Source organism: Nodosilinea nodulosa PCC 7104 (genome assembly GCF_000309385.1).
In the GTDB taxonomy this organism is placed as follows: domain Bacteria; phylum Cyanobacteriota; class Cyanobacteriia; order Phormidesmidales; family Phormidesmidaceae; genus Nodosilinea; species Nodosilinea nodulosa.
The window spans coordinates 1,753,823-1,780,015 of record NZ_JH976537.1 but is presented as its reverse complement, the minus strand read 5'-3'; the positions used below and the strand labels follow the sequence as shown (position 1 = coordinate 1,780,015).

At 59.1% G+C, this 26,193-nt stretch carries 22 protein-coding genes; 12 read left to right on the top strand and 10 right to left on the bottom strand.

What is annotated here, in order from left to right:
* The first annotated feature begins 55 nt into the window (after nt 1-55).
* Together LEPTO7104_RS0107995 and LEPTO7104_RS0107990 are read left to right on the top strand one after the other, a co-directional pair.
* Nucleotides 56-556 (top strand): HNH endonuclease, encoded by a 501-nt coding sequence (locus LEPTO7104_RS0107995; protein ID WP_017298037.1) that lies wholly within the window; start codon nt 56-58, stop codon nt 554-556.
* 227 nt (nt 557-783) lie between these two features.
* Nucleotides 784-1,983, top strand: coding sequence for a DHH family phosphoesterase (locus LEPTO7104_RS0107990; protein ID WP_017298036.1), 1,200 nt, complete (start codon nt 784-786; stop codon nt 1,981-1,983).
* 42 nt (nt 1,984-2,025) lie between these two features.
* On the opposite strand, the gene LEPTO7104_RS0107985 is transcribed toward LEPTO7104_RS0107990, so the two are convergent.
* The 4 genes from LEPTO7104_RS0107985 to LEPTO7104_RS0107970 form a co-directional block, all read right to left on the bottom strand.
* Nucleotides 2,026-2,802 carry a DUF4058 family protein gene (locus LEPTO7104_RS0107985; RefSeq protein WP_026072481.1) on the bottom strand — a complete coding sequence of 259 codons (777 nt, stop codon included), beginning with the start codon at nt 2,800-2,802 and terminating at the stop codon, nt 2,026-2,028.
* A gap of 181 nt (nt 2,803-2,983) precedes the next feature.
* Nucleotides 2,984-6,220, bottom strand: coding sequence for an efflux RND transporter permease subunit (locus LEPTO7104_RS0107980; RefSeq protein WP_017298034.1), 3,237 nt, complete (start codon nt 6,218-6,220; stop codon nt 2,984-2,986).
* A gap of 185 nt (nt 6,221-6,405) precedes the next feature.
* Entirely contained in the window at nt 6,406-7,677 is a 1,272-nt protein-coding gene (locus tag LEPTO7104_RS0107975; RefSeq protein WP_026072480.1) for an efflux RND transporter periplasmic adaptor subunit, read from the bottom strand.
* A 61-nt stretch (nt 7,678-7,738) separates the two neighbouring features.
* A complete protein-coding gene (locus LEPTO7104_RS0107970) occupies nt 7,739-8,653 on the bottom strand; it encodes an SDR family oxidoreductase (protein ID WP_017298032.1) in 915 nt (304 codons plus the stop codon).
* Between the two features lie 160 nt (nt 8,654-8,813).
* Here LEPTO7104_RS0107970 and LEPTO7104_RS0107965 point away from each other — a divergent pair, with 160 nt between their 5' ends.
* The 4 genes from LEPTO7104_RS0107965 (at nt 8,814) to LEPTO7104_RS0107950 (ending at nt 15,135) form a co-directional block, all read left to right on the top strand.
* A complete protein-coding gene (locus LEPTO7104_RS0107965; protein WP_017298031.1) occupies nt 8,814-10,127 on the top strand; it encodes a mechanosensitive ion channel family protein in 1,314 nt (437 codons plus the stop codon).
* Nucleotides 10,128-10,387: 260 nt separating this feature from the next.
* Nucleotides 10,388-11,317, top strand: coding sequence for an alpha/beta fold hydrolase (locus tag LEPTO7104_RS0107960; protein ID WP_017298030.1), 930 nt, complete (start codon nt 10,388-10,390; stop codon nt 11,315-11,317).
* Between the two features lie 76 nt (nt 11,318-11,393).
* A complete protein-coding gene (locus LEPTO7104_RS0107955) occupies nt 11,394-11,606 on the top strand; it encodes a hypothetical protein (protein ID WP_017298029.1) in 213 nt (70 codons plus the stop codon).
* A gap of 253 nt (nt 11,607-11,859) precedes the next feature.
* Nucleotides 11,860-15,135: a glycoside hydrolase family 15 protein gene (locus LEPTO7104_RS0107950; protein ID WP_017298028.1), complete on the top strand. Its 3,276-nt coding sequence runs from the start codon at nt 11,860-11,862 to the stop codon at nt 15,133-15,135.
* Between the two features lie 85 nt (nt 15,136-15,220).
* Here LEPTO7104_RS0107950 and LEPTO7104_RS0107945 read toward each other — a convergent pair whose 3' ends face one another.
* Entirely contained in the window at nt 15,221-15,622 is a 402-nt protein-coding gene (locus LEPTO7104_RS0107945; RefSeq protein ID WP_017298027.1) for a fasciclin domain-containing protein, read from the bottom strand.
* Nucleotides 15,623-16,369: 747 nt separating this feature from the next.
* A complete protein-coding gene (locus LEPTO7104_RS0107940; RefSeq protein WP_017298026.1) occupies nt 16,370-17,584 on the bottom strand; it encodes an MFS transporter in 1,215 nt (404 codons plus the stop codon).
* A gap of 12 nt (nt 17,585-17,596) precedes the next feature.
* Between LEPTO7104_RS0107940 and LEPTO7104_RS0107935 the strand changes: the two genes are divergently transcribed.
* From LEPTO7104_RS0107935 to LEPTO7104_RS0107920, 4 genes are all read left to right on the top strand, one after another.
* Nucleotides 17,597-18,589: an endonuclease/exonuclease/phosphatase family protein gene (locus LEPTO7104_RS0107935; protein ID WP_017298025.1), complete on the top strand. Its 993-nt coding sequence runs from the start codon at nt 17,597-17,599 to the stop codon at nt 18,587-18,589.
* A gap of 147 nt (nt 18,590-18,736) precedes the next feature.
* Nucleotides 18,737-19,186: a DUF29 domain-containing protein gene (locus tag LEPTO7104_RS0107930; RefSeq protein ID WP_017298024.1), complete on the top strand. Its 450-nt coding sequence runs from the start codon at nt 18,737-18,739 to the stop codon at nt 19,184-19,186.
* Between the two features lie 114 nt (nt 19,187-19,300).
* Nucleotides 19,301-20,326, top strand: coding sequence for an MBL fold metallo-hydrolase (locus LEPTO7104_RS0107925; protein WP_026072479.1), 1,026 nt, complete (start codon nt 19,301-19,303; stop codon nt 20,324-20,326).
* Between the two features lie 7 nt (nt 20,327-20,333).
* The gene (locus LEPTO7104_RS0107920; protein ID WP_017298022.1) at nt 20,334-20,759 is read left to right on the top strand and encodes a hypothetical protein; all 426 of its coding nucleotides are present in this window, start codon (nt 20,334-20,336) and stop codon (nt 20,757-20,759) included.
* 354 nt (nt 20,760-21,113) lie between these two features.
* On the opposite strand, the gene LEPTO7104_RS0107915 is transcribed toward LEPTO7104_RS0107920, so the two are convergent.
* Genes LEPTO7104_RS0107915 through LEPTO7104_RS0107905 form a run of 3 tightly spaced genes read right to left on the bottom strand, consistent with a single transcriptional unit; the run spans nt 21,114 to nt 23,221 of the window.
* Complete coding sequence (locus LEPTO7104_RS0107915; RefSeq protein WP_017298021.1) at nt 21,114-21,779, bottom strand: endonuclease III domain-containing protein; 666 nt, start codon at nt 21,777-21,779, stop codon at nt 21,114-21,116.
* Between the two features lie 21 nt (nt 21,780-21,800).
* On the bottom strand, nt 21,801-22,763 hold the full coding sequence (cysK, locus tag LEPTO7104_RS0107910; protein ID WP_017298020.1) for a cysteine synthase A: 963 nt from the start codon (nt 22,761-22,763) through the stop codon (nt 21,801-21,803).
* 23 nt (nt 22,764-22,786) lie between these two features.
* On the bottom strand, nt 22,787-23,221 hold the full coding sequence (locus tag LEPTO7104_RS0107905) for an RrF2 family transcriptional regulator (protein ID WP_017298019.1): 435 nt from the start codon (nt 23,219-23,221) through the stop codon (nt 22,787-22,789).
* 257 nt (nt 23,222-23,478) lie between these two features.
* Between LEPTO7104_RS0107905 and LEPTO7104_RS0107900 the strand changes: the two genes are divergently transcribed.
* Together LEPTO7104_RS0107900 and LEPTO7104_RS0107895 are read left to right on the top strand one after the other, a co-directional pair.
* Nucleotides 23,479-24,600, top strand: a complete 1,122-nt coding sequence (locus tag LEPTO7104_RS0107900; RefSeq protein ID WP_017298018.1) for a hypothetical protein — start codon at nt 23,479-23,481, stop codon at nt 24,598-24,600.
* A 200-nt stretch (nt 24,601-24,800) separates the two neighbouring features.
* On the top strand, nt 24,801-25,142 hold the full coding sequence (locus tag LEPTO7104_RS0107895) for a hypothetical protein (protein WP_017298017.1): 342 nt from the start codon (nt 24,801-24,803) through the stop codon (nt 25,140-25,142).
* Nucleotides 25,143-25,275: 133 nt separating this feature from the next.
* Here LEPTO7104_RS0107895 and rsmI read toward each other — a convergent pair whose 3' ends face one another.
* Complete coding sequence (gene rsmI / locus LEPTO7104_RS0107890; RefSeq protein WP_017298016.1) at nt 25,276-26,157, bottom strand: 16S rRNA (cytidine(1402)-2'-O)-methyltransferase; 882 nt, start codon at nt 26,155-26,157, stop codon at nt 25,276-25,278.
* Between the last annotated feature and the right edge of the window lie 36 nt (nt 26,158-26,193).

Below are 26,193 nucleotides of genomic sequence, written 5' to 3'. Positions count from 1 at the left end.
AGCTTCTGTGCTACCATCGAGCTTATATTCTTTAGCCAACTGATCACGCAAAAGAATGAGTAAGGTTCTGGTGCTAAATGCCTCCTATGAACCGCTCAACATAACGAGCTGGCGCCGGGCTGTTGTTCTGATGATCAAGGGTAAGGCTGAGCGGGTTGAGCACAACGGCAAGTTTATTTATGCCGATTTTCCGCTGCCGACGGTGATTCGTCTGCGCCACTACGTGCGGGTGCCCTACAAGGATATTCCCCTCACCCGGCGCAACCTGCTCCAGCGAGATAATCATACCTGCCAGTACTGCGGCTATAGCGGCGATGGGTTAACCCTCGACCACGTCATGCCGCGATCGCGCGGCGGCGGCGACAGCTGGGAAAACATGGTGACGGCCTGCGTACGGTGCAATGTCAAAAAGGGCAATCGCACCCCTCGGGAGGCCAATATGCTGCTCTTTAGCCAGCCCCGCAAGCCCCACAGCAGCCTCTACTTTGAGGTCACCCGGCAGATCCACAGCGGGGTGCATCAGGAGTGGAAAAAGTACGTTATCGGCATTACCTAGGGTTTCAGGCTATACCCTAGGGCTGAATGTCAGGGCTGGATGGGGCTTTGCTGGCGGTTCTGTGGCAATTTGTAATAATAAGCATAGAGCTACAGCACGGTTGACGAGCCAGGGATTGCCGCTGCCGGACAGTTCACCCCAGTCGTCACGGTAGCCGGTGGGCTCTAGGGTGGAGGACTTAGATTAGTTGAATAACAGGTGCACTGGCACAGAAGGGGATCTCTATGATGACGTTTAACTCAGACTCCGAGGCTCCAGAGGCGGCTTTTCCCAACGGCAACAGCGCCATTTCTGTGGTCCCTCGTCCCGAACCCGACAGTGACTCTGAAGATCCGGTGCAGGCGGTGCGTCGGCTGCTGGAAGGCCACCGCAATGACCGACACTTGGTGCTGCTGCAAGATTTTCCCGACCCCGACGCGCTGTCGGCGGCCTGGGCCTACAAGCTGATTGCGGCCAACTACAAAATTGAGTGCGACATTGTCTATGCGGGCACCCTCAGCCACCAGGAAAACATTGCCCTGGTGCGCCTGACGGGGCTGCCCGCCCGCCGCTGGTTGAACGCCGACGACGCCCACCTGGCCGACTACCAGGGGCTGGTGCTGGTCGACAACCAGGGCACCACCAGTCAGCTTTACGAGCATTTGCGGGAGGCGGGGCTGCCCCTGGTGCTGGTGATCGACCACCATGCGCCCCAGTCGAAGCTTGACGCCGAGTATATTGACCTGCGGCCCCATATTCGAGCCACGGCTACGATCTTGACCGAGTATCTGCAGCGGGGGCTGCTCAACCTCGATCGCAACAACAGCAAGCACACCAAGTGCGCCACCGCCCTCATGCACGGGCTGCGGGCCGACACCAACCAGCTCATGCACGCTGGGGCCAGCGACTTTATGGCGGCGGCCTACCTGAGCCAGTTTTACGATGGCCAATTGCTGAGCGCGGTGCTCCAGGCCTCCCGGTCGAAGCGGGTGATGGATGTGATCGAGCGATCGCTGCGCAACCGCAAGGCCCAAAACAACGTGTCGATCGCGGGGGTGGGCTACCTGCGCTACGACGATCGCGACGCCATTCCCCAGGCGGCGGACTTTCTGGTCACCGAAGACAACGTGCACACCGCCGTGGTCTACGGCATTGTCCACGACGAAGATGAGGAGCGCGAAGTGGTGATTGGCTCCCTGCGCACCAGCAAAATTACCCTCGACCCCGACGAGTTTATCAAAGAGGCCTTTGGCCAGGACAGCGAGGGCCGCTTCTTTGGCGGCGGGCGATCGATGGCCGGCGGGTTTGAAATTCCGGTGGGCTTTTTGTCGGGCTTCTACGAAAACTCAGAGTACAACCGCCTCAAGTGGGAGGTGTTTGACACCCAGATCAAGCAAAAGCTCTGGCGGCTGGTCAACCCTGAAGAGGGCATGATCAACACCGACTGAGTCTTTTCTGTGCCTTTTCTGAGCCTTTTCTGCGGGGGGGCTTTACCGCCGATGCTGATCCACCAACACCTGATTGACCCAATCTTTCATCTCTGCCGAAAGGGGCGGCAGGGGATCGGCATGGTAGTCGATGAAATAGTCGTAACCAGCGCGATCGTAAATATCCGTGAGCAAAGCCTGCAGCTTCAACACTGGTTCTTGATCCTCCGCCTGGAGGGGAACAGGAAAGCTAGGAATTGGTTCGGGCAAATTGAAGGGGTAGAGATCGGCCAAGGGTCGGGTATCTGAACGGCTCACTAAAAGGCGGTAGTCGCTCTGCTCTTGCTGCCCAATCGTCGGCAGCGGGGACCCATCTCGCAGCAGATCGATTTCGACCAGATGGGTTGCGCTGTTTAGTACTTGCTGACGTTTCTGCTCATACTTTTGGCGGCCCTCTCCGCGTTTATTGGTGGGCGATAAAATCTCAATAGCCGTAACTACAATCTGAGTAGCGGCCTCTTTAATCTCCAAGTAAGCCTCGCGCACTTCTTCAGTAACAGGGACAGACACCTGAATCGGCTGATTGGGTATATCGGCTACGACGACTTGAGCTGTGCTGTCGGTCTGACGGGGTCGCTGAACACTGACGTCGGGTCTACCCACCAGTAGCGAATTGAAGCCCACGACGTTGTAAACGCGCTTTTCGATGTCAACCTGGTACTTCGGCAACAGTTGAGGTGCTAGCGCGTCGGCTATGGCCACGATCAATCGATTGTGAACCGTAGACCAGCGATCGGGGTGTTCAAGGTAGGGGTTCATCCCTGGAAAAGGCGATGGCATAAGCAACAGGCTGAGTGTGGCTTATTCAATAGTAAGGGGCGCGGCTGGAACCAGAAATGCGATCGGTTCCCTCCTTGAGGGCTACTACAGGTCTAGTGCATTCAGCCGAAAAAATATCGAGAGACCCAATCTCTGGCCAGACCTCTAATTTGACGTAGCGGCTGCAAAGAAAACCCTGGGGCTAAGGCCGCTGAAGCATCTCTGAGGCGTCCGCTGGTGGCGTAACGTTGTCGTCTGCGGCGATCGCAGGCTGCCGATCCCCTGGCCCCAGCCCGCCGTGCAGCAGGGTATAAAAACACGGGATGATAAACAGCGTCAGCACCGTCGCCAGCGACAGCCCCGAGAACACTACCACCCCCAGGGGCTGCAAAAACTCTGACCCTTGGCCAATGCCCAGGGCCAAGGGAAACAGGCCCAGCACTGTGGTAGAGGTGGTCATCAAAATGGGCCGCAGGCGGCGGGGGGCGGCGCGCAGGATAGCCTCCTGGCGGGAGCAGCCGGTGGCCTCGTAGATCTGGTTGGCCAGCTCCACCATGATGATGGCGTTGTTGACCACGATCCCCACCAGCAGCACCGCACCCACCACCACCGTGGCCCCGATCGCCGTCTGGGTCACGTACAGGCCCAAAATGCCGCCCGCCAGCGCCAGGGGCACCGTCAGCATGATCACCAGCGGGTCGATCAGCGAGTTGTACTGCACCGCCATCACCACAAACACCAGGAAAGCCGCCAGCGCCCCCAGCACCGCCAGTGACCCCTGCAACTCACGGTTGGTTGCGGCGGCGGAGCTAGGCATCAGCGTCACCCCGCTAGGCAGCTCCAGCTTGGCGACGATCGCCTGAGCCTCGGCCAGGGCATTGCCCAGGCTGGCCCCCTCGGCCAGGTCACCGGCAATTAAAAACACCTGCCGCCGGTTAATGCGCTGAATTTCGCCTGGGGCTGGCCCGCGCCCCACAGTGGCCACATCGCCGAGCTGCACCAGCTGGCCACCGTCCGTAAACAGCGGAATATCTAGCAGTTGGGCCGACTGCTGCACGCTGCCCGGCTGGAGCTGTACCTTCACGTCGACTAGGCGGTTGCCGCGCTGGAGCTGGGTGGGCACTGAACCATTGAGGGCGGTTTGCACCGTAGCGCCAATGTCGGCGGCAGACAGCCCCAGATCCGTGGCCCTGGCCCAGTCGGGGAAAATACGCACCTCCTCTTGGGGTTCTGCGCCGTCGGGACGGTAGCGGGCCAGGGTGGCCTGCTTACCCAGGGCGGCTAGCAGCTGCCCCCCGGCCTTCATCAGCGCGTCGCTGTCTTCGCCCTGGAGGCCAATGTCGAGATCCGATCGCACCGGAGAATTGCTTAAAATCAGCCCCCGCACTGACTCGGGCCGAATGCTGACCATGGTGTCAACCAGGGGCAGCTGCTTCAGGACGCCGTTCATGCGTTCCACAAAGCCAGCGGTGTCGGTGCCCGGCTTGAGGGTGACGGTGCTGCTGCCGCTCAGGGTGTTTTCGCTGGTGCTAGAGCCAAACAGCGAGCCCCCGGCGGTGGTAAACGCATACTCCACCTCGGGCTGGCTCAGCAGGAGCTGATCGATCGCCCCCATCACCCGCCGGTTGGCCTCCACGGTAGTCCCCGCCGGGAAGCGGGCGCTGACGCTGGCCTGGCCGGTGCTGATGCGGGGCAAAATTTCCTGGGGAATCTGGCCCAGCATCCAGTAGCTGCTGCCGCCAAATACCAGCAGCGCCAGGGCAATGATCAGCAGCCGTCGCCGCAGCACCCCGCCGAGCAATCGACCGTAGGCCATGGTCACCCCTTCCAGGCGATCGTTGACCCAGCGAAACAGGCCCCAGTTTTGCAGCGATCGCGTGCTGCGACCCATCAGCATCCGCGCCGACAGGGCGGGCACCACGGTCAGCGCCACCACCAGCGACGCCGCCACCGAAAAGCTGATGGTCAAAATCAGTTCGTTGAAGATCAGGGAAATAAAGCCGCCGATCAGCAAAAAGGGCAGCACCGCCACCAGGTTGGTGGTGGTCGAGGCCAGCAGCGCGCTCTCTAGCTCCGCACTGCTGGCCTCGGCCTGAAACATCGCTTCGCTGCGGCTGTACTGTCCGCCGGTCTGGCGCGATCGCTCCATTTCTTCGGCCCGGTTGGCCATATTCTCCAGCATCACAATGGAGTTATCCACCACAATGCCCACTCCCAGGGCCAGCCCCCCGAGGCTAAACACGTTGAGCGAGAGGCCAAACAGCCCCATCAGCACCATCGCCACCAGGGTGGCCAGGGGAATCGCCAGCACAATGATAAAGGTCTGCCGCAGGGAGCCCAAAAACAGCAGCACCACCAGCCCCGCCAGGGTCGCCCCAATCAACCCCGACGTGGCCACATTGCGAATAGAGCTGCGAATAAACCGCGACTCGTCGAGGGTGGCGATCATCTCCATGCCCTCGGGGATCTGACCCACCTGGCGCATGTCCTCCAGCTTGGTCTTGACCCCCTCTACCACCTCAATGGTGTTGGCGGCGGGCTGCTTCTGCACGCTCACCTTGACCGCAGGCTGGCCGTTGAGGTTGACAAAGACGCGCTGTTCCTCGGTGCCGTCAATTACCGTGGCCACATCCCGCAGGTACACCTGCTGGGGCGGGTCGGTGTCGGACATCGTAATCGGCAGGTTGCGTATCTCATCTGCTGAGGCAAACCGACCCACCAGTCGGGTCAGAGTCTCCTGACTGCCACCGCGCAGGCGTCCGCCAGAGATGTCCTGGTTGCGGTTTTGCAGGGCGTCGATGATGTCGGCGACATCGATGCCCGCCGCCTGGAGGCGGCGCAGGTCAACATTCACCTGCACCTGCTCGTTGACGCCGCCGGAGACATCGGTACTGGCCACCCCCGGCACCTGCTGCAGCTCGCGCCCCAGCTCTTCGTCGGCAAAGATGCGCAGCTCCTGGGGACTGAGGCGATCGGAGGTGAGCGCCATCTCGTAGACGGGCAGTTGGGACGGGTCAAACTTAAACAGCCGGGGCGTTTCGACGGTGTCGGGCAGGGTGCTGCGGGCGCGGTTGAGGGTGGCGGTGGCATCGTTGAGGGCCTGGTCAATGTCGCCCCCCGGCTCAAAGAACAGGTCGATGCTAATCCGCCCTTCCCGAGTTTGCGAAAACACCTGCACCACTCCCTCAGTGGCGGACAGGGCTTCCTCCAGGGGGCGAGTAACTTGATCTATGGCCACCTCCGGCGACAGGCCAGGGGCATCGCCCCGCAGACCAATGCGGGGGTAGGTAATCGAAGGCAGCAGATCTACAGGCAGCTTTGTGGTGATGAAGAACCCCATCACAAAGACAGTCAGGGTCAGCATCAGGGTGCCGATGTGCCGCCGAATGGCCAGACCGCTGACGCTAAAGCGATTTTTGGGAAAGGAGGAGGGAGTCATGGCGGGAGGAGCGAGGGGATGGGGAGGGTGAGGGAGATGGGGAGAGTGGGGGAGATGGGGAGGGAATAGAAAATTGCGGATTTTAGCCTGGTCAGGCCCGAGGGCTGGAGCAACCCTGGGGCAACTCTGGGGCAGCAATAGCGCTGTCCTCCATCACCCGATTACCCCATCACTTGCTCACCCCATCACCCTGGGGAGGTCAGACTCTGCTCTACCGTCTGCCCAGATTTCAACGGCTGACTGCTGCGCACCACGTACTGCTCCCCGGCGGCGAGGCCGCTGGTGAGGGTGACTTGACCATCGGCGCGATCGCCCACTTGTACCGGGCGGGCTTCGACGGTTAGGGCACCGTTGGCCCTGGTGACGACAAAAATCTGATTGTCGCTGTTCTCGGCATTTTCCAGGGCGCTTTCGGGCACCACCACGGCCTTCGACTGGCCGCCGGTGCCCGTGGCGCGGGCTAGCAGCCCGCTGCCAATGCGGCTGCCAGGGTTATCGACGGTAATTTCGATGGGCAACAGCCGCGAGGTGCTGTCGGCCACGGGCGAGATCCGCGTTACCCTGCCGGAGAAGGTTTCGCCGGGGAAGGCGTCGATGGTGAGGCCGATCGATTGCCCCAGACTAAAGTTGCTCAGGTTGCTGTCAGCCACCTCGATCACCACCAGCACCTGGGACAGGTCGCCCAAGGTGAGCACCGCTTCGCCGGGTAGCACCAGATCGCCGGGCTCGGCCACCCGTTCCAGCACAACTCCCGAGAGAGTGGCCGTCAGGTTGGCGAAGGAAAGCCGCTTTTGGGCCTCTTGCACAATCGACTGCTGGGCCTTAACCCGCTGCTGGGCGGCAGCAACCGCCTGCTGCCGGGTCCGCACCTGCTCCTGGGATGAGGCCAGCGCTTGCTGGGCGGCGACCAGAGTAGTCTGGGCCTGCTCAGATTCCTGGGTGGAAATAGCCCCCTGGCTGGCCAGGGTCTGAAGCCGCTGGGCATCGTTGCCGGCCTGCTGTAGCCTGACCCGGGCCTCCTCAATGGAGGTGCGAATATCGGCCAGTTCGGCCTGGGCCTGGGTGACTTCAAACTGGCGGGCGGCCAGTTCGGCCTGGGCCTCGCCGACGGCGGTTTGCAGCAGTGCGTCATCGAGGCTGCCGACCGTTTGGCCCTGCTGTACGGTGTCGCCTACGTCGCGGCTGAGCGAAAGCAGGCGACCTTCGGCCTGCGATCGCAGCGATACCTGCCGCACCGGGCGGGTCGTGCCAGTGTAAACGCGGCCCAAATCTTCGGCGGCGGCGGCGGCCACGGCCACATCGACTACCGCAGGCCCATCCTGGGGCCGCTCGGCCTGGGCCGTGGGTTCTGCTGGTTTGCTACAGGCCCCGGCTGCGATCGCAATACTGCCAGCTATCAGCAGTCCGGGCAGCATGCCAGACCCCGTTCCCACCCCCGACAATCGACCGAAGACCATCTCAGCTAATTCCTTGAAGTCGGTAGGATTTACTTTACTTTACACGCCAGTTTTTAGGCTTCTACCTTTCAGCAGATGCCGACAGCCCCGCTAAAACGCTACGGGGTCGGTAGCCCAGCCCAAAGGCCCGCTGGCTATTCGACGACACATCCGCCGGGCGGGGAGCGGGCATGGCAACATCGGCCTGTTTACCCGGCAGAATGAGGTTTTGGTCGAGGCCAAAGGTCGCCGCCATGCGCAGGCCAAAATCGTAGCGGCTGAGGCGATCGGGGCCGCCCAGGTGCAGCAGGCCAGCGGTATTTTCGAGGGCAAACAGCAGGCCAGCGGCGACATCTTCGACGTAGGCAGGGGTGCGAAACTCGTCGGTGAACAGGTGCAGGGGCTGCCCCGCCTTGAGGGTGCGCACAAACCCCTGCAAGAAGCATTCGGCGGTTGGGCTGGGAGGGCCGTAGAGCAGCGGCAGACGGCAGATGACGGCGGCGGGGTGCAGCGCTTGAACCAGGGCCTCGGCCTCCACCTTGTGACGACCGTAGACGCTGATTGGACTGGGGACAGAGTCTTCGCTGTAGGGGGCCGCCTGGCCGTCAAACACCTGATCGGTGGAGGTAAAGGCAAAGGGAAGGTGGCGACTGCCGCAGAACTGGGCCAGCAATCGGGTGGCCTCGACATTTAGCTGGTAGGAAAGGTGGGGATCTTGTTCGCAGCGGTTGGGCTGAGACAGGGCGGCGGTGTGAATGATGGCATCGGGAGCGAGCTCTTCCAGCCAGGGCTTCAGGGCATCGAGATCGGTAAAATCGACGGTGTGCAGCGTGACCCCTGGCAAAGGCGGGGTGTTTTGGTGGTAAGTGCCCTCGACCCGCCAGGTGGCCTGGGCAGCGCGGCACAGGTGCCAGCCCAAAAAGCCGCTAGCACCAGTCACCAGCAACCGTCGTTTGGCGGGGACAGCAGCCGTAGCATCACGGGGTTGGTTTTCCATGGAGCGAAATATGGGCTTGAATGGAGACGTTCTAACTGGCTGAAATGGAATGACCCGGTATCTGAGGTGGTCTGGGGGAATTGAGCGGAGTAGATGGCCCCGGCAGTTCAGTCAATTTTGGAGAAGCGGTTGGGGGCGGGCATTGAGGCCGAAATCGTACTTGGGGCTGCTGGCTCTGGGAGTTGTGCTGGCCCTGAGTCTGGGGTCAGTTAGCCCGGTTCTCCAATGGGGCGGAGCGGCTTTTGCACAGACAACAGCGGCCGGGGAGGAGGTCTTTTTTGCTGACGTTTTGGTGCGGGGGCAGCCAGTGTTTCAGGTGGGGGGCCTGCCCGATGCTAGCGCAGTTGATCGGGCGGGGCAAATCAACCGTCGCATTGCCGCCCTGCTCAACCAGGATACTGACTCAGCGACGGTTGTTGTCAATATCGATCGCAATCGCAACCTGGCCAATTTACAGGTCAACCAGCGGTTGATTATGACCGTCACCGCCCAGGATGCCCTCGACTTTGACACCGACATCGCCACCCTGGCCCAGCGCTGGGCCGATTTGCTCAACCGGGCTATGGCCCGCACCAACCTGGCGGCAGCGGTGACCTACCGGATTCGGGGTACGGCCCAGCAGATGCTGCATCAGACCATCGACAATCTGCCGGCCCTGGTGGGGGCGCTGGTGACGCTAGTGCTGACTTGGCTGCTGGCGGCAGCGGTGCGCCATGCCGTGCTGGTGTGGGCCGAGAAGACCGAGGGCGATCGCACCACCGAAGAGCTGATTAGCCGCCTCTGCTACGGCGGCGTCTGGACCCTGGGCTCTGTAGTTGCCCTGGGGGTCATGGGTCTGAATTTTGCCGCTCTGCTGGGCACTTTGGGTCTGACCAGCGTGGCCATTGGTTTTAGCCTGCGCGACGTGCTCAGCAACTATATCTCCGGCGTCATTTTGCTCGCCACCCGGCCCTTTCGCATTGGCGATCAGGTGGTCATCAACAGCTACGAGGGCACCGTTACCCAGATTCAGCTGCGGGCTACTACCGTACAAACCTACGACGGCCGCCTAGTGTATATCCCAAACCAGGAGGTGTTTCAGAGCAGCATTACCAACAACACCGCTTCGCCCGTGCGCCTCAGCAGCGTCACCGTTGGCATTGATCACAACGCCGACCTGCCCGACCTGTTTGGCCGCATTCAGCAGCAGATGAAGCAAATCGACGGAGTTGAGCAGGACCCCGAGCCAATTGTGCTGGTGCGCGAGCTGACGCCCTCTACGGTGAATTTGGAGGCGCAGTTTTGGGTCAACTCCCGAAAACAATCATTTTTGCAGGTCACTTCCCAGGTGCTGGCGGCGATTAAGCTCACCCTGCAAGCGGCCCAGTTTGCCGAACCCAACGCCCCAGAGGACATGGCGACAGAACCCATCCCCAACGAACCTGCCCCCAGCGAGCCCAGCCCTGATGAAGAGAGTCAGGAGCTGTCGAGCTGAGACTTCCAAGACCTAGGGCATTGAGTTCTTTGCCATTGCTGAGCCCAGCGGCCAACGAACCCATCCCCTGACGCGGCTTACCGAAAAGCTACAGCTGTAGTCAGTCTGGTTAAGACATGTCTCCTATGAACGTTCAAACGCTTGAACGTTCATGGAGCCCCACCAGCAAGAGCGCCGCCCCTTGGGCTGCGGCGTAGATCAATCGACCCAGGCTAACCCTGTATCATGGACTATAGTCACACTTTGTTACATCTCTGACTATGGTTGCTGAACTGGTTTCCCTGTCGCTAGCGTCGATCGAAAAGCACACCTGGGTTTGGCGGGGGCACACCATGGCCTACACCGTTACCGAGGAGGTCACTGGAGAAGGCGCCCCCATCGTGCTTATCCACGGCTTTGGGGCCTCTATGGGTCACTGGCGCAAGAATATCCCGGCCCTGGCGGCGGCGGGGCATCGGGTCTACGCGATCGATCTGCTCGGCTTCGGCGATTCCGATCAGCCCAACCTTCCCTATACCCTCGAGCTCTGGCAAGACCAGCTGGCCGCCTTTTGGGCTGAATTCATCAACGCCCCCACGATCTATGTGGGGAACTCCATCGGCGGGCTGCTGACTCTAATGATGCTCGCCAACCACCCCGACAAAGCGCGGGCCGGGGCTGTACTCAACTGCGCCGGGGGCCTCAACCACCGCCCCGAAGAACTGCGCCCGCCCCTCAACTGGGTGATGGGAGCCTTTACCTGGCTGGTCAGCTCGCCCACGGTGGGGCCGCTGGTATTTAATCAGGTGCGCCGCAAGGGCCGCATTCGCAGCTCCCTGAAGCAGGTTTACCGCAACCCAGCGGCCATCACCGACGAGCTGATCGAAATGATCTACGCTCCGGCCTGCAAGCCTACGGCCCAAAAGGTTTTTGCCTCCATTGTCACCGCGCCGCCGGGGCCAAAGCCCGAGGATTTGCTGCCTAATATTGCCCAGCCGCTGCTGGTGCTCTGGGGCGAAAACGACCCCTGGACACCGATTAAAGGAGCTGAGGTGTATCAAAAACTGGCGGCAGATGTGGCTCGCCCCGGTCTAGTCACCTTCCACAGCATTGCCAATACTGGCCACTGCCCCCACGATGAGCGGCCTGAGCTGGTCAATCCCCTGCTGGTGGGCTGGCTAGACAGTCTAGACAGTTTAGGTGAAAACTAGCGCTCCACTGGCCGCTGCCTAGAGATGGTTCGGCGGGAATCCTAGGGTCTTGGTGTTCCTAGATAGAGGTTGAGCCATGCACTCACGCCCAGTTAAGGCTGCTGAGGAGTTTGAAGCAGCCCTGCGAGAAATCGATCAATTGTTTGACTCAGTTTCAGAACCAGCCGAACTGGCCCAATTTGAGCTAACACTGGCTGATTTGCCCACCCCTGGGGAAGACACTGAGGGAGAGGCTCCCCCTCCTCAGTCGGGAAGTGACCAGGATGAACCAATTCAGGATGCGCTCTAGGCAACACTAGGGGCTGTCATCAGTTAATCGCCAATGGCCTAAGAACCAGCGGTTACAGACCCTAGCCTGGTTTTTGGGTTGGGCGTGGCAATGCCTATAGGGTAAGGATTGCAGCGAGAATTGATGACATGCCCAGGCCCAGCCAGACCGTCAGAATTCCGTGATTTCCATGGTCATTGTCTGGTCAATTCCCCCTACAGTGAGTTAAAACCCGGTTAACCATCACTCGACGTCGTTCTTACCGCCATCACCTATGTCTTCAGCCTCCCTTCAGGAGCAGCTCGATCGCTACTATCAACAGGTCAAGGCCGTGATTTTGTCGCGGCAGCACCCCGTTAGCGGTCTATTGCCGGCCAGTACGGCGGTGAATGTGCACGGTAATTACACCGACGCCTGGGTGCGCGACAACGTGTATAGCATTCTGGCGGTGTGGGGGGTGGCCATTGCCTACCGCCATCTGGATGACGACCAGGGCCGCACGGTGGAGCTAGAGCAGAGCGTTGTCAAACTGATGCGGGGTCTGATGACCGCGATGCTGCGCCAGGCGGGCAAGGTCGAGCAGTTCAAAGAGCGGCAGGACCCGCTCCAGGCGCTGCACGCCAAGTACGACACGGGCACCGGGCTGCCGGTGGTGGGCGACGACGAGTGGGGCCATCTGCAAATTGACGCTACCTCGGTGTTTTTGCTCATGCTGGCCCAGATGACCGCCTCGGGGTTGCAGATCGTCTTTACCCAGGATGAAGTTAACTTTGTGCAAAACCTGGTCTACTACATTGGCCGGGCCTACCGCACCCCCGACTACGGTCTTTGGGAACGGGGCAACAAAATTAACCACGGCAAGCCAGAACTCAACGCCAGCTCCGTGGGCATGGCCAAGGCTGCTCTGGAGGCCTTGCGGGGCTTCAACCTGTTTGGCATGCGGGGCGGGCAGGCCTCGACCATCCACGTGCTGACCGACGAGATCGCCCGCGCCCGCATCACCCTGGAGTCGCTGCTGCCCAGGGAGTCGGGCTCTAAAGAAGTGGATGCGGCTCTGCTGAGCGTGGTGGGCTATCCCGGCTTTGCCATTGATGACGAACAGCTGGCCCACAAAACGCGGCAAAAAATTCTCGACAAGCTCCAGGGCTCCTACGGCTGCAAGCGGTTTTTGCGCGACGGCCACCAGACGGTGATTGAAGACACCACCCGGCTGCACTACGAGCCGGAGGAGCTCAGGCAGTTCGAGCACATTGAGTGTGAGTGGCCGCTGTTCTTTACCTACCTGTGGTTAGACAGCTTGTTTACGGGCGATCGCGACCAGATTCTTTTCTACGAGGAGCGGCTGGCGGCGCTGACGGTCGATCGCGACGGCCTCAATCTCTTGCCCGAGCTGTACTACGTGCCCGCCGACAGCCTGGAGGCGGAGCGCAAAAAGCCTGGCAGCCAGACCCGCCTGCCCAACGACAACCTGCCCCTGGTGTGGGCGCAGAGCCTGTACCTGCTGGGGCAGCTGATTCAAGATGGGCTGCTCAAGCCCAGCGACATCGACCCCCTGGGCCGCTACCGCGCCCTGGGTGACCACCGCTACCCGGTGGTGCAGGTGTCGCTGCTGGCCGAAGATAGGGCGCTGCAAAAGGAGTTGGCCACCTATGGCCTGCCCACCCAAACCCTCGAAGACATTGCCCCGGTGCGGGTATTCCCGGCCCATGAGCTGTCGTCGATCTACGCTGAGATCGGCAAAAACGACAAGCTGGGCCTCAGCGGTCGCCCGGTGCGGCGACTGCGCAGCCTGACCACCTCCCGCATGTTTCGGATCAAGGGCGAGTCGGTGGTGTTTTTGCCGTCGTTTTTAGACCAGCAGCGGTTCTACCTCACCCTCGACTACCACTTTTTGGTGGCCCAGATGCGCAGCGAGCTGGCCTACATCTACGACCACTGGCGCGAGCCGGGCCGCCCCACCGTGACGCTGCTGCTGACCCACGCCATGTTTCAGCTGGGGCGCAAACCCATTTACGAGTCGCCGCTGATGGCGCTGATGCGGGAACTCCAGGGCGATCGCTGCGATCATGTGCCAGTTAAGCTAGGCCCCCTGCACCAGCTGATGATGACCACCAGCCTGGAGCGAGTTGACAATCTCAACAGCTATCAGCTGGGCAGCACCTCCGTGGGCTATACTCCTTTGTGGACAGCCTACCTGGGCTTTGAGCCGGGCCACGACGGTCCCCTGTCGCTGCTCGAAGAGTTCGACCTGGAGAATGAAACCGATCTCGATCGCCTGCTGACCCAGCTGCGCGAGTCGAACAACACCTACGAGCAGATCGAGCTCCTGGCCACCCTCAAACACCTGCACGGCAACGACTTTAATACGGGCTTTGGCGGCCCTAACCACGCCGTTACGGTCGAAGACCTGCTGGATGAGGTCTACGCCAAGGCTAGCCAGCTAGAGCAGTGGGGTATTTTGCGCCGCGCCGCCGGTCTGCTGGGCAAGGCTGACATCACCCTGTCGGATGCGGTGACCGAGCTGCTGGTGCGCCAAAAGCAGATCTCGGTCGGCAAATCCTACAGCGAGGCGTCGCTGATTACTGAGCCCATGGGCCATAGCGAGATCGTTGAGAAAATTCGCAGCTTTGGAGGTGACGACGTGCGCGACCACGTGCTCACCCAGGAAATTCTGATCGACCTGAGCGTTCTGATCAAAGCGGAACCGACCCTGTTTAAGGGGCTGATGACCCTGCGGGTGGGCTACCTGCTGCTGCTGATTACCAGCGAGCTGGCCCGCGAGCGCGACATCACTCAGGACGAAGCCTACGGACAGCTGATTGATCTCAGCCCCTTTGAAATCAAGACTCGCCTGCGCCAGGTGCTGGCCGGGTTCGACGGGCTCAATCAGGCGATCTTCCGGCGCGAGTCGCTGCACGTTAAGCCCCACAATCCGATTAACTGGCAGGTGGTGCCCGTCGATATTGAAGAAGCAGTGTCCTCTGAAGCAGCCGAGCAGCCGAGCCAAGACTGGCTCCGCAAGCGGATTATTGACGGTGAAATCGCCCGCATCTCCGAGGGGTTCTATACCCAGGTGTGGGAGGTGCTGAAGCATTCCAAGGGCATCGTGATCGGCAACAAGTTCGATCGCAAAAACCGGATCGATAGCGATCGCATTCTCTCCGAAATGACCCCCGGCGAGCAAAATTTCGAGCGCCGCATCACCCACCTGCTGAACAAAATCCAGGCTCCGGAGTATCGCCACGTCAACCTCGAAGCCCTGCGGGAAATGGGCGAAATCTTTAAGGTCAACCCCGACCTCTACTTTGAAGATTACATCTATCTCGACGTGCTAATCGGCCACGCCGTGCGCCTGGGCTGGCTCGATCAGCAGCCCGATCGCCTCGCCGCCTACGAGTCTGATAAAGCGATCGCCTGGCAGTCGTTCTACCAGCTGCCGCCCACCCAGTGCGCCACCTACATCGCCATGGCGCTTCAGTTCCTCACGGTGCTGGGTGAAGCCGAGTCCGGGGGAGATTCTTTTAGAAAAACCCTGGGAGACGTGGCTTAAATGTCTGCCACATCTCCCAGGGTCATACCCTAAAGCTGAGTTATAAGGGGGGCGATCGCCCCCCTAAACTTAAGCCAATCACCTACTACGCAGGCATAAGCACAGTGTCAATGATGTGAATGACGCCATTGTCGGCAGCCACATCAGCTGTAGTTACCGTGGAATCGTTGATTTTAACACCTTCAGAGGCGTCAATTTTGACATCAGAACCTTCGACGGTAGTGGCCGAAGTCATCTTGGTCACATCCGCCGCCATAACCTTACCGGAGACAACGTGGTAGGTGAGGATTTTCTTGAGTTTGGGTACATCCTTTAGAAGCGCGTCCACGGTGCCTGTTGGAAGCTTAGCAAAAGCGTCATCTGTGGGCGCAAAAACGGTGAATGGGCCTGTGCCCTTGAGAGTATCGACTAAACCAGCAGCTTTAACAGCAGCCACTAAAGTATTAAATGAACCTGCGCTTACGGCAGTATCTACAATGTTAGCCATGAATTTTACCTAGATTTGTTACTAGTTAACTAAGGTCATCTGTCACAAATGAGCGGCTAACCCCTGAAGTATAACAGGCTATTCGGTTACCTGCCGCCCATCTCTTCCGGCCTAGCTTCCTTAGAAAATAAAACAAGAAAGCCGTAACACACTTTAATTAAGCTTTGGGGCAAAGGCCCGATTTAATGCTGCAAGCAGTCATTATTTATGCTCTAGGGAACAAGCAATCCCTTTGCAAGTAAGGCCTTCAGGGATTTAATCGGATTTCAGAGTCGTGGAATCCGTTATATTGATTCCAATAAAGCTTGCTCAATTTATTCTCAAAAATAATTAGTGTTTTGTGTCATCAAATTTAAGCCTAAAGAGGGATTCATGCCATAGAAAATCCGCAGATCGCAAGTTGGAGCTTGTATACTTAAAGAGATAGGTATTGGTCGAGTTTTTTATCTGCACAGCACGGCTTTAAAGTGGCGAAACCCCTCTTTCAACAGTTAGCTCAAAGCTCAGCAGGAATTTTAAGAGCTCAGCTGTACCAGATCCGAAGCGCATACCCTTGATTTCGTAAAAGCCAGCCTGTAGGGACGCTGACGCAACTATGCTCGCAGCATATGCCATTTATCAAAAGGGATCGGGGTTGACTAGGCAGGATTAAACACCCTGCGCTCATTTGCAGGGCCCAATTTCAATGTGTCTAGGGTTCACCCGAAGCGATTGACCGTTCAGTGCCACCAACCTGCCAAGATGCCGTCACACTTTAGCGGTTCCGCGCCCGGAGAGCGACAGGGCAAACCAGGCCGTTAGCAACGTTAGCCCACCGGCAATCCAAAAGGGGAAAGAATAGCTGACGCTGACCAGCAGCCCTGCCGTGGCCGGGCCGATCGCATTGGAAATGCTCAGGTACGACGCATTTAGGCCCATCACCTCGCCCTGCTCGCGGGGGCCGCTATTGAGCGACAGCAGCGCATCGATCAGCGGCATGGGGAAGGAGTTGACGGCGCTGAAGACCACTGCGATCGCCACAAACGCCACAATGTTGGGGAACGCAGGCATCAGCAAAAACAAAATGCCCCGCGCCGCCAGCGCCCCGGCCAAAATCTGCACCAGCCGAAACCGTCGCCGCAGCGGCTCCAGGGCAAACACCTGGGTGACAAAGCCGATGATCCCCACCGCCGCGAACATGATCGCCAGGTTGCGGGCATCCTGCCCCAGCACCTTGAGAAAGAAGGGCTGAAACGCAAAGGTAAAGATTGTAAAGGTAAAGCCGCTAAAAAACGTCAGCCAGAAAATGCGGCCAAACCGACTGTCGGTGGCCGATCGCGCCAGCCGTCCAAAGCCAAAATCGCGCCAGGAGATGCGAAAGCTGTCGCCGTAGTTCTCCAGGGTTTCGGGCAGCAGCACCAGGCACAGTAGGGTGGCGAATGAGGCGATCGCCGCCGAAAACAAGAACCCCATGCCCAGGCTGGTAAACCCCGGCAGGGGCGGCACCAGCTGGGCCACGTAGCTCAGGGGTGGCCCCACCACAAATCCCAGCCGAAACACCGCCCCAAAAATGCCGTAGGCTCGCGCTCGCTGATCGGGGGTAGTGATGTCACCCACGATCGCCTGGGCGATCGACGTATTGCCGCCCGTGATCCCGTCGAGAATGCGGGCGACAAACAGCATCCAGGCGGCTGGGGCCAGCCCCGCCATCAAATTTGCCGCCACGGTACCCAGCAAGCTGACAATGAGCAGAGGCTTGCGGCCTATGCGATCGGACAGTCGTCCCAGAATAGGGGTAGCGATAAACTGCGCCGCCGCGTAGGCCGTCGTCAGCAGGCTGGCCTGAAAGTCGCTGAGGCCAAACTCCACTGCGTAGGGGTAAATCAGCGGAATAATTAGCGTGAACCCCACCGCATTGATAAACGCCACCAGAGCGGCAATCCAAAACCGCAGGGGCAGGCGCGAGGGGTCAGCTGAGGCCATAGAATTGAATCCATGAAAAACATTATTTTGGCGGCGGCGATCGCCCTGGGGATACCGGCAGCAGCGCTGGTAGGAACCTTTGTCTATATCAGCTCGCCTAACGGTCAAGCCGCCGACTACGACAACCTGGTCACCTACGAAGAATATCCGCCTGGAACAACCAACCCTGAGCAGCTTAACGTAGTCAGCTACAACATTGGCTACCTGTCGGGGCTGACCAACCAGCAGGCCGTCGAGCGCGACAAAACCCTGTTTGACGCGAATCAGGCTACCGCGATCGCTGCTCTGGAAGCCGTCAAACCCGACATTCTGGCCCTGCAAGAAATCGACTTTGACGCCTACCGATCGTTCAACCGCAACCAGCAGTATGCGGTTTCGGCAGCGCTGGAGATGGCCTTTGGCGCGATCGCCGTCAACTGGGACAAACGCTACGTGCCCTTTCCCTACTGGCCGCCTGCGGCCCACTACAAAAAGGTGGTCTCAGGGCAGGCGGTGCTCAGCCGCTACCCCATTCGCCGCAACGAACGGCTGGTGCTGGAGAAAGTGCCCACCAATCCCTTCTACTACAACGCTCTGTACCTCGATCGCGTTGCCCAGGTGACTGAAATCGACGTTTCGGGCCAACCCCTGATCGTCATCAACGTTCACCTCGAAGCCTTTGATGCCCCCACCCGCAGCCGCCAAACCCAGGCGGTGCGCGAGCTAGCGGAAGGCTACGCCAAAGACTACCCCGTGCTGCTGCTGGGCGACTTCAACAGCAGCCTCAATCGCGACGAGGGCGACGGTCCGCGATCGATCGGCATTCTGCTTGACTCCCCAGTGCTGGCCTCGGCGCTGCCCACGGCCCCATCGTCGTTTACGTTCCCGTCCGACCAGCCCCAGTACCTGCTCGACTATATCTTCTACACCCCCGCCACCCTGGAGGTGGTAGCCACCGATGTTGTAGCCGAGGCCGCCCAGGCCTCAGATCATCTGCCTATACAGGCCCGGGTAACCCTCCGTTAAGACCTGTCCTGACGTTATCTCCAGGATCCCCGTAATTCCGCCTAATATAGTGATCAGAATATTCAGAATATGGCGACTCCGACGAGAGCAAGGATGTCTCCAGGAGTAATTTAGTCCAAATTGATTGGCACTTGGAGAGACGGTTTAATGACCCATGCCAGCCTCTATGAAACTGACTTCTACGCCTGGACCTTAGAGCAGAGCAAGCTCTTAAAAGAAGGTGATTTCAGGCATTTAGATTTAGTTAACTTGGTAGAAGAAATCGCATCTTTGGGCAAGCAGCAGCGACAGGAGCTAGAGAATCGCTTAGCTGTTCTGCTGGGCTATCTACTTAAATGGGACTTTCAACCCAGTCACCGCAGCAAAAGCTGGAGAGCAACCATTCGTGAACAGCGGCGCACCGCTCAAAGGCTGCTTCAGCAAAACCCCAGCATCAAGCCCTACCTAGCTGAGGCGATCGCCGTTGCCTACGAGTCAGCGTTAGATCTGGTGGTACGCGAAACGCCCCTAGACTATCCCGATTTACCAACGGATTGTCCTTACACGGCCCAGCAAATTTTCGATCCTGACTTTCCTGCTGGTATGAGCAATGCCTGATTGAATCTGATTTTGGTCTGGGAGCCATCCTTTTATAGTGAGATAATCAGAAGCATTGGCAATGCTCTGTCACCACAGACTTGCCAGCATTTAAGCACTTCTGGAGCGATCGCAATGAGACAGCTACGGCGATGGGTACTGGGGTTATTAGTGGCGTTAACTGCGGTGGGGCTAATTGCCCTTCAGCCCCGTCTTGCAGTGCAGGCCAAGGAGAGCGCACCTCCGGCTACGTTAGACTCTGCCGGGCTCACCCTGGAAGAACTGGCAAATGGCGTTTACGGCCTGGTTGCCAGCGTTGACTTTCCGCCCACCGATCCTAATTTGGCCATCTGTAATGGCGGCATCGTCATCGGTAGCGACGGCGTACTGGTGGTCGATCCGTTCCAGACCGAGGCCCTGGGCGACCTGCTATTCGACACCGTTGCCACCCTGACCGACCAGCCGGTGAAGTACGTGGTCAATACCCACTACCACTTCGACCATACGGGGGGGAACCCCGCCGCCGCCAGCCGCAATCTGCCGATCCTGGGGCGCGGTCCCATTCGCGAATTTATGCTCACCCGCAACACCGAGACCGACCCCAACGTCACCCCACCCGAGGTGATCATCAACGGCACCTGGAATCTGTGGCTGGGCGATAGTCCAGGACTGGCCCAAGGCCAACGTCAGGTGCAAATTCGCGAGTTCGATGGCCACAGCGGCGGTACTGATCTCATTGCCTATATCCCCGACGCCGATGTGCTGATCACGGGCGATTTGCTGTTTAATCAGCGCATTCCCTACCTAGCAGACGGCAATATTCGCACGCTGCAAGCCACCCTCATCCAGCTCATGGCTGACTATCCCCTGACCACGGTGCTACCCGGACATGGCCCTGTGACCGATACCGAAGGTTTAACCATATTCAAGAGCTATCTGGATACGCTAGAAGGCTTGGCCCTGGGTTGGCAGACAGCAGGCACCAGCAAAGAGGAGGCCCTTGCCACGCCCGTGCCCGACCCGTACCAGCCTTTTATGTTCCAGGCGCTGTTTCCTAGCAATCTGGAGGTGGCCTACAACCAGATCACCCTGGGGCAAGACGATGCAGCCTCAATTCAGCAGTACCTGGCGACACAGCCTAGGGCAGTGAAGGCGCTGTGAGGCGACGATGAGTTTTTGTGTTGAGATCTGGAATGTTTTACATGATGGCAGTATTGTCGCCTTCAGGGGTGAGCATCCTGGCAACCTCTCTGTTAAGGTCGAAATAAGGTATCTATGTGAAGCGCTGGCAACCGGGTCTAAGTTTCTCTGGGTTCACCTTCTTGGCTGTACCGACGTAGCGTATACCCCATTTGAGAATTCTAACCTAGTCGTAGATTTCAAATCCTTGGGTAATGGTGAACTCGAAATCTTGAGCGCAAAAGGCGAGGACAGCCATATTTCAATCTGCTGCACTGAGGGCATACTGCGCCTAAGCTACGTAGATGCTACTTGTGAATTGGACAACGGTGTCCCGGTTACTTTCGCCACTCTGTCTGAGGTGCGCAAAAAGTATTGGGATGACTGGGAGCAACGCGGCAAGAATGATGTGTAACAAGTCAAAAATTCTTGAAGGTAAATGACTGAATACTCTGACGGAAGCGCGGTTAACCACGCCTATCTGGCAGCATATGAGTACTTGCTGCGTAGATGGAAGCATATGCCCGAACGGTCAATAGCCGATGAGCTGAGCGATATGAGTTTGTTAGAAGACGGAAACAGTGCCGACCCTTCTTGTAGAAGGGAGTTTACCAAAGCTTTCCAAGCAGTTCTTGAGACCGAGGCGAAATTTGGACGATACACTAGAGCTGATCAACAGCTAAGCCAAGGAACGTAAAAAATTATCGCAGCGGCGATTCACAAGTGATCTTTCGGATACGAAGCTGTTGATTGTCGCCGAATGTGCTCGTTAGGTAGCCTTCACTACGCCAACCCGATCGCACATATCGGCCAGAGGGCAGCGCCTGCACTTAGGTCGATTGCCCGTGCAGATGTGCTTACCAAAGGGCACCAGCAGCCGATTGATCTCAACCCAGTAGGGCTGCGGCAGTTTGGCTTCCAGGGCGGTCATGGTCTTTTCGGGAGACTTGGTTTGCACATAGCCCCAGCGGTTGGTGACTCGATGCACATGCACATCGACGCTGATGCAGGGGTAGCCCAGCGCCACCCCCAGCGCTAGATGGGCGCACTTTGGCCCCACTCCTTTGAACTGCATTAGCACCTCGGGGTCGGCTGGGAGGTCGCCGCCAAACTCATCCAAAATTTGCTCAGAAATCTGGCGGATCTGGGGTGCTTTGTTCTCTGCAAAGGTAGTTCCCTGAATCAGGGTCAGAATGTCTTTGACCTCTAGCTCTACCATTTGCTCAGGCGATCGCGCCCGAGCAAACAACCGCTGCGACACCGGCACGCTCACCTCGTCGTAGGTGCGAATCGAGATGATGCAGGCAATCAGCTGCTCATAGAGCGAGTCGAAGCCCTCCTCCGCCAGCTGAAACATGGCGGCTTTAGGAAATGGGGCCACCGCCTCACGCAGTAGCGCGATCGCCCGATCGATATCAAAGTCCTTGGCAGTCACTGTGCTACAGGGTTGCAGAACCTAGCTCATCACCAGCGGGGCCATTAGCTCGGGGTCTTGGAACAGCGGCGTGCTCAGGTAGCGCTCGCCAAAGCTGGGCTGAATGATCACAATCAGCTTGCCCTCGTTTTCGGGCCGACGACCCACGTCGATCGCAGCTTTGACGGCAGCCCCGGTGGAAATGCCCGAGAGCAGCCCTTCTTCGCGGGCCAGGCGACGACCGTAGGCGATCGCGTCCTCATCGGATACCTGCACCACTTCGTCAATCAGGCTGACGTTCAGCACCTCAGGAATAAACCCTGCGCCAATGCCCTGGATTTTGTGGGAGCCGGGCCTGCCGCCCGAGAGCACCGGGCTGTTGACGGGTTCGACCGCGATCGCCTTAAACCCTGGCTTGCGCTGCTTCAGCACGTCGGCCACGCCGGTAATGGTGCCGCCGGTACCCACCCCAGCCACCACCATATCCACCTGGCCATCGGTGTCGGCCCAGATTTCTTCGGCGGTGGTGCGGCGGTGAATGTCGGGGTTGGCCGGGTTGCGAAACTGCTGGAGCATATAGGCATCGGGCAGCATGTCGAGAATCTCCTGGGCCCGCTGAATGCAGCCCGACATGCCCGCCACCCCAGGGGTAAGCTCCAGCTCGGCCCCGTAGGCCCGCAGCATGGCCCGCCGCTCCGAACTCATGGTCTCGGGCATGGTGAGAATCAGGCGGTAGCCCTTGGCCGCAGCGGCCATGGCCAGGGCAATGCCGGTGTTCCCCGACGTCGGCTCGACCAGGATAGTTTTGCCGGGGGTGATCAGCCCCTCGGCCTCAGCGGCCTCAATCATGTTGATGCCGATGCGGTCTTTGACGGAGGCCGAGGGGTTCATGCCCTCAAGTTTGACCACTAGCCGGGCCAGGCAGCCCGCCTCTTGGGGAATGCGGTTGAGCTGCACCAGCGGGGTGCGGCCAATCAGCTGGGTTACGTTTTCGGCAATTCGCATGGGGCCTGAATGTAGTAATGGGCCTAGATGTAATACATAATGTCAACCTGCTGCTGGGCGTTGCGCTTTTCAACCAGGTCTTGCAGAGTGTACTTTTGCAGCACCCCTTCGGCGGCCTGGCGCACCTCCCCCCACATGCCCTGAATCACCTGCGCCTCGGGGGTATCAGACACCTGGGTCGGGTCGGCCTGAGGCTCAAATCCTTCAATGCAGCTCACCACATCATAGAGGGTAATCTTCCACGGATCACGGGCCAGCAGATAGCCCCCCCGCGCCCCCCGCTGGCTTTTGACTAGCCCGCCCCGGCGCAGGGTCGCCAGCAGCTGCTCTAGGTAGCGATCGGGAATGTTTTGCTGGCTGGCAATCTGGCGAATTTGCAGCGGTTCGCCGCTGGGGTAGTGGGGGCTTAGCTCCAGCAGGGCCAGCAGGGCGTATTCACTTTTAGCAGACAAATCCACAGGGCAGGCGAGGTAAAGAGCGATACCTATCAGTATACTCCGGTTCTCCACTGGGGTTTGCAGGATTGCGCGATAGCAAAAAACTATCGATCTGTAGGGGCAATTTGTATTGGGGTTCACTAAACGTCACAGGGCTTCGGGGTACTGTTCTGGGGTGCGAATAGTGTTCTGGGATACATAGATATAGCGATCGCGATCGCTGCTCCTTCCCGGCATATTTTTAGCACCGCAGGCAAACCTCTGGCAGGCCCTACCCCATGAGCCCACTGAACCTGGTTGTCGATCAACTGATTGCTCCCGAAGCCGCGCCTCGGTCCACCGTAGCCACCGATCCCATCGCCCTGGAGGGACTGGGAGACTTCCTTGAGATTCTACAATTTTTGATTCGCGAACCCTCGGTGGTGGGCAGCGAAGACTCCTTCTTTCGGGTGCTGCGGCGCGAGCTAGAAGAAGTCGGGGCCGTAGTTACCCACTACCACGGCGTGCTCGTCGCCCAGGGCCGCCGTCCCCACGAGCTGATGCTGTCGGCCCACATCGATCGCCACGGACTGCTCTGCACTGGCCCCAACGAGTTTCAGTACGCCGCCTTTATTGCCGGCAACCAGAGCGAGCTGACCGGTGACTCGGTCTCAGAGCAAATGCTCAACACCATCGAAAACCGGTTCCAGGGCCAGCGGGTGCAGGCCCATCTGCCCTACACCGGCACCTATATCGGCCAGGGAATCATCACCAACTCCTACATCTGCCCCGAGCGCCACAACCTGATTTTTGAAGTCGAAGGGCTGGAGTATCTCCAACCGGGCACGCCCGTTTCCTTTTTAGACCGACTGCAATTCAACAACGGCTATATCTCAGCCCAGCTCGACAACGTCATCAGCGCCGCCATCATCATCTTTTTGTTCCGCTGCGGCTTTGAGGGCACCGCTCTGTTCACCGCCCAGGAAGAGTCGGGCCGCAGCTGGCGCTACGCCCTGTCGTGGTTTCAGCGCCAGCGCATCTCCACCCAGCGCCTGGTGGCCCTCGACACCAGCCCCTACCACAGCCGCGAAGCTGCCGACGAGCAGCTTGTCACCCTGCGCCGCAAAGACGCCAGCGCCGACTTTGCCCCCGGCATTACCCAGGAATTGGCCGATCGCTGCACCGAGCTGGCTATTTCCTACAGCTACAAAGACGACTACATCGCCGCCCAAAACCTGACCCGGCCCAAACCCTACTCCCTGGGCCGCACCGAGATGGGCCGCCTCACCGCTGCCACCGACGGCTCTGTCACCGGCACCACCCTGCAAATTCCCACCACCGAGTACCACACGGCGACCGAAACGGCGTCGCTGGCCTCGGTTTCAGCCGTGATTCGGCTTTTGCAGACCTTTATTAAATAGGAAAGTAAGTCTAGATAGGATTTTGATCGCAGGCATTTCTGGCCCTATGCCCAATCAAGCCGAGGGCGGGGAAAGCAAAAAGTTTGCTGTGAACAATAATAATTTTTGTTTGATGGTAAGCACACTTCTCCGTTAGTTAGGGATAGTGAAAGTACTCCCTTTCGCGTATCCGTGAGAGGCCCCCTCAGGAGTACTCCCCCATGAAATTTAACCACCGCGCAGCGCAGCGCGATCGCCAGCCTCAGCCGCACACCATTCGTTATCAGCTCGGCTCTAGTTTCCCTACCTTCTCATCCTCTGGAGTTCCTTCAGATAGCTCGGCTGGCGATCAGCCGGCAGACCCGGGCGGTGGTCGGTTTAGCAAACTGAGGCAGAAAATCAGCGCTTGGTACGCCCATCGCCTGGAGCCGAGAATCACGCCGATCACCGATCGCTCGGGCAATACCTGGTGGCAGGTCTACGATCCACGGACCCACCAGCAAAAATGGCTCGCATCCCAAGATGAAGTCATGCTCTGGTTAGACAATGAAGCTTGGTTTTAACGCCTAGTACTCTGAGGCGGAAGGTTAGGGGCTATTTCTGTAAGTCGGAGAGCAGGGGAGCTAGAAGCCAAAGTGGGGCGAACTGGCTGAACCGTAAGACTCGCGGTACAGAGAGGGCAGTGGCAGATCCCAACTAGGCTCCTTCGTCCGTATCGATATCGATGCTGAGGGAAAGCTGGTAGATCAACTTTTTGGGCTGGCCGGTGGCTTTGGCCAACTGGCGGCTGGCATCGGTGCGGGAAATTCCCTGGTGCAAGAGGTGCTCTAGCTCAGCTTTGATGGCCTGCTCAGACAGCACCGGATGTTCGCGGGTCGCCCCCTGGATGACAATGGTAAATTCTCCCTTGGGGGCTGTGGCCTGGTAGTGCTCTAAAGCATCGCCCAGGGTGCCGCGCCAAAATTCTTCAAATCGCTTGGTAAGCTCGCGGCCCAGGCAGAGGGGGCGATCGCGCCCCAGCACGCCAACCAGGTCCTCCAGGGTTTTCACCAGCTTGTGGGGGGCTTCGTAGAGAACCACGGTGCAATCTGCCTGGGCGATCGCCTCTAGGCGGACGGTCCGCTCTTTGCCCTTGAGGGGCAGAAAGCCTTCAAAGATAAAGCGATCGCTGGGCAACCCCGCCACGCACAGCGCCGTGATCGCTGCTGTTGGCCCCGGAATGGGAATCACCGGAATCTCGGCCTCAATGCAGGCGGCAATCAGCTCATAGCCCGGATCTGAGATGCCCGGCATGCCCGCATCGCTGACCAGCGCCACCGCGTGCTGGCGGGCTTGCAGGTGGTGCAGCACCTCGCCAGTGCGGCTCTGGCGGTTGTGCTCGTGGTAGCTAATTTGAGGCGTAGTGATTTGAAAATGGGCCAGCAGCTTGCCGGTGTGGCGGGTGTCTTCAGCGGCAATTAGATCGACGGCCTGCAACATTCGCACCGCGCGAAAGGTCATATCTTCAAGGTTGCCCAGGGGGGTGCCCACCACGTAGAGATGGCCGGGTTTGGGGTCAGCATCGGGGGCGGGGAGCATGGGCGATCGGCCAAGGTGTAGTCTCTCAAAGGCTAG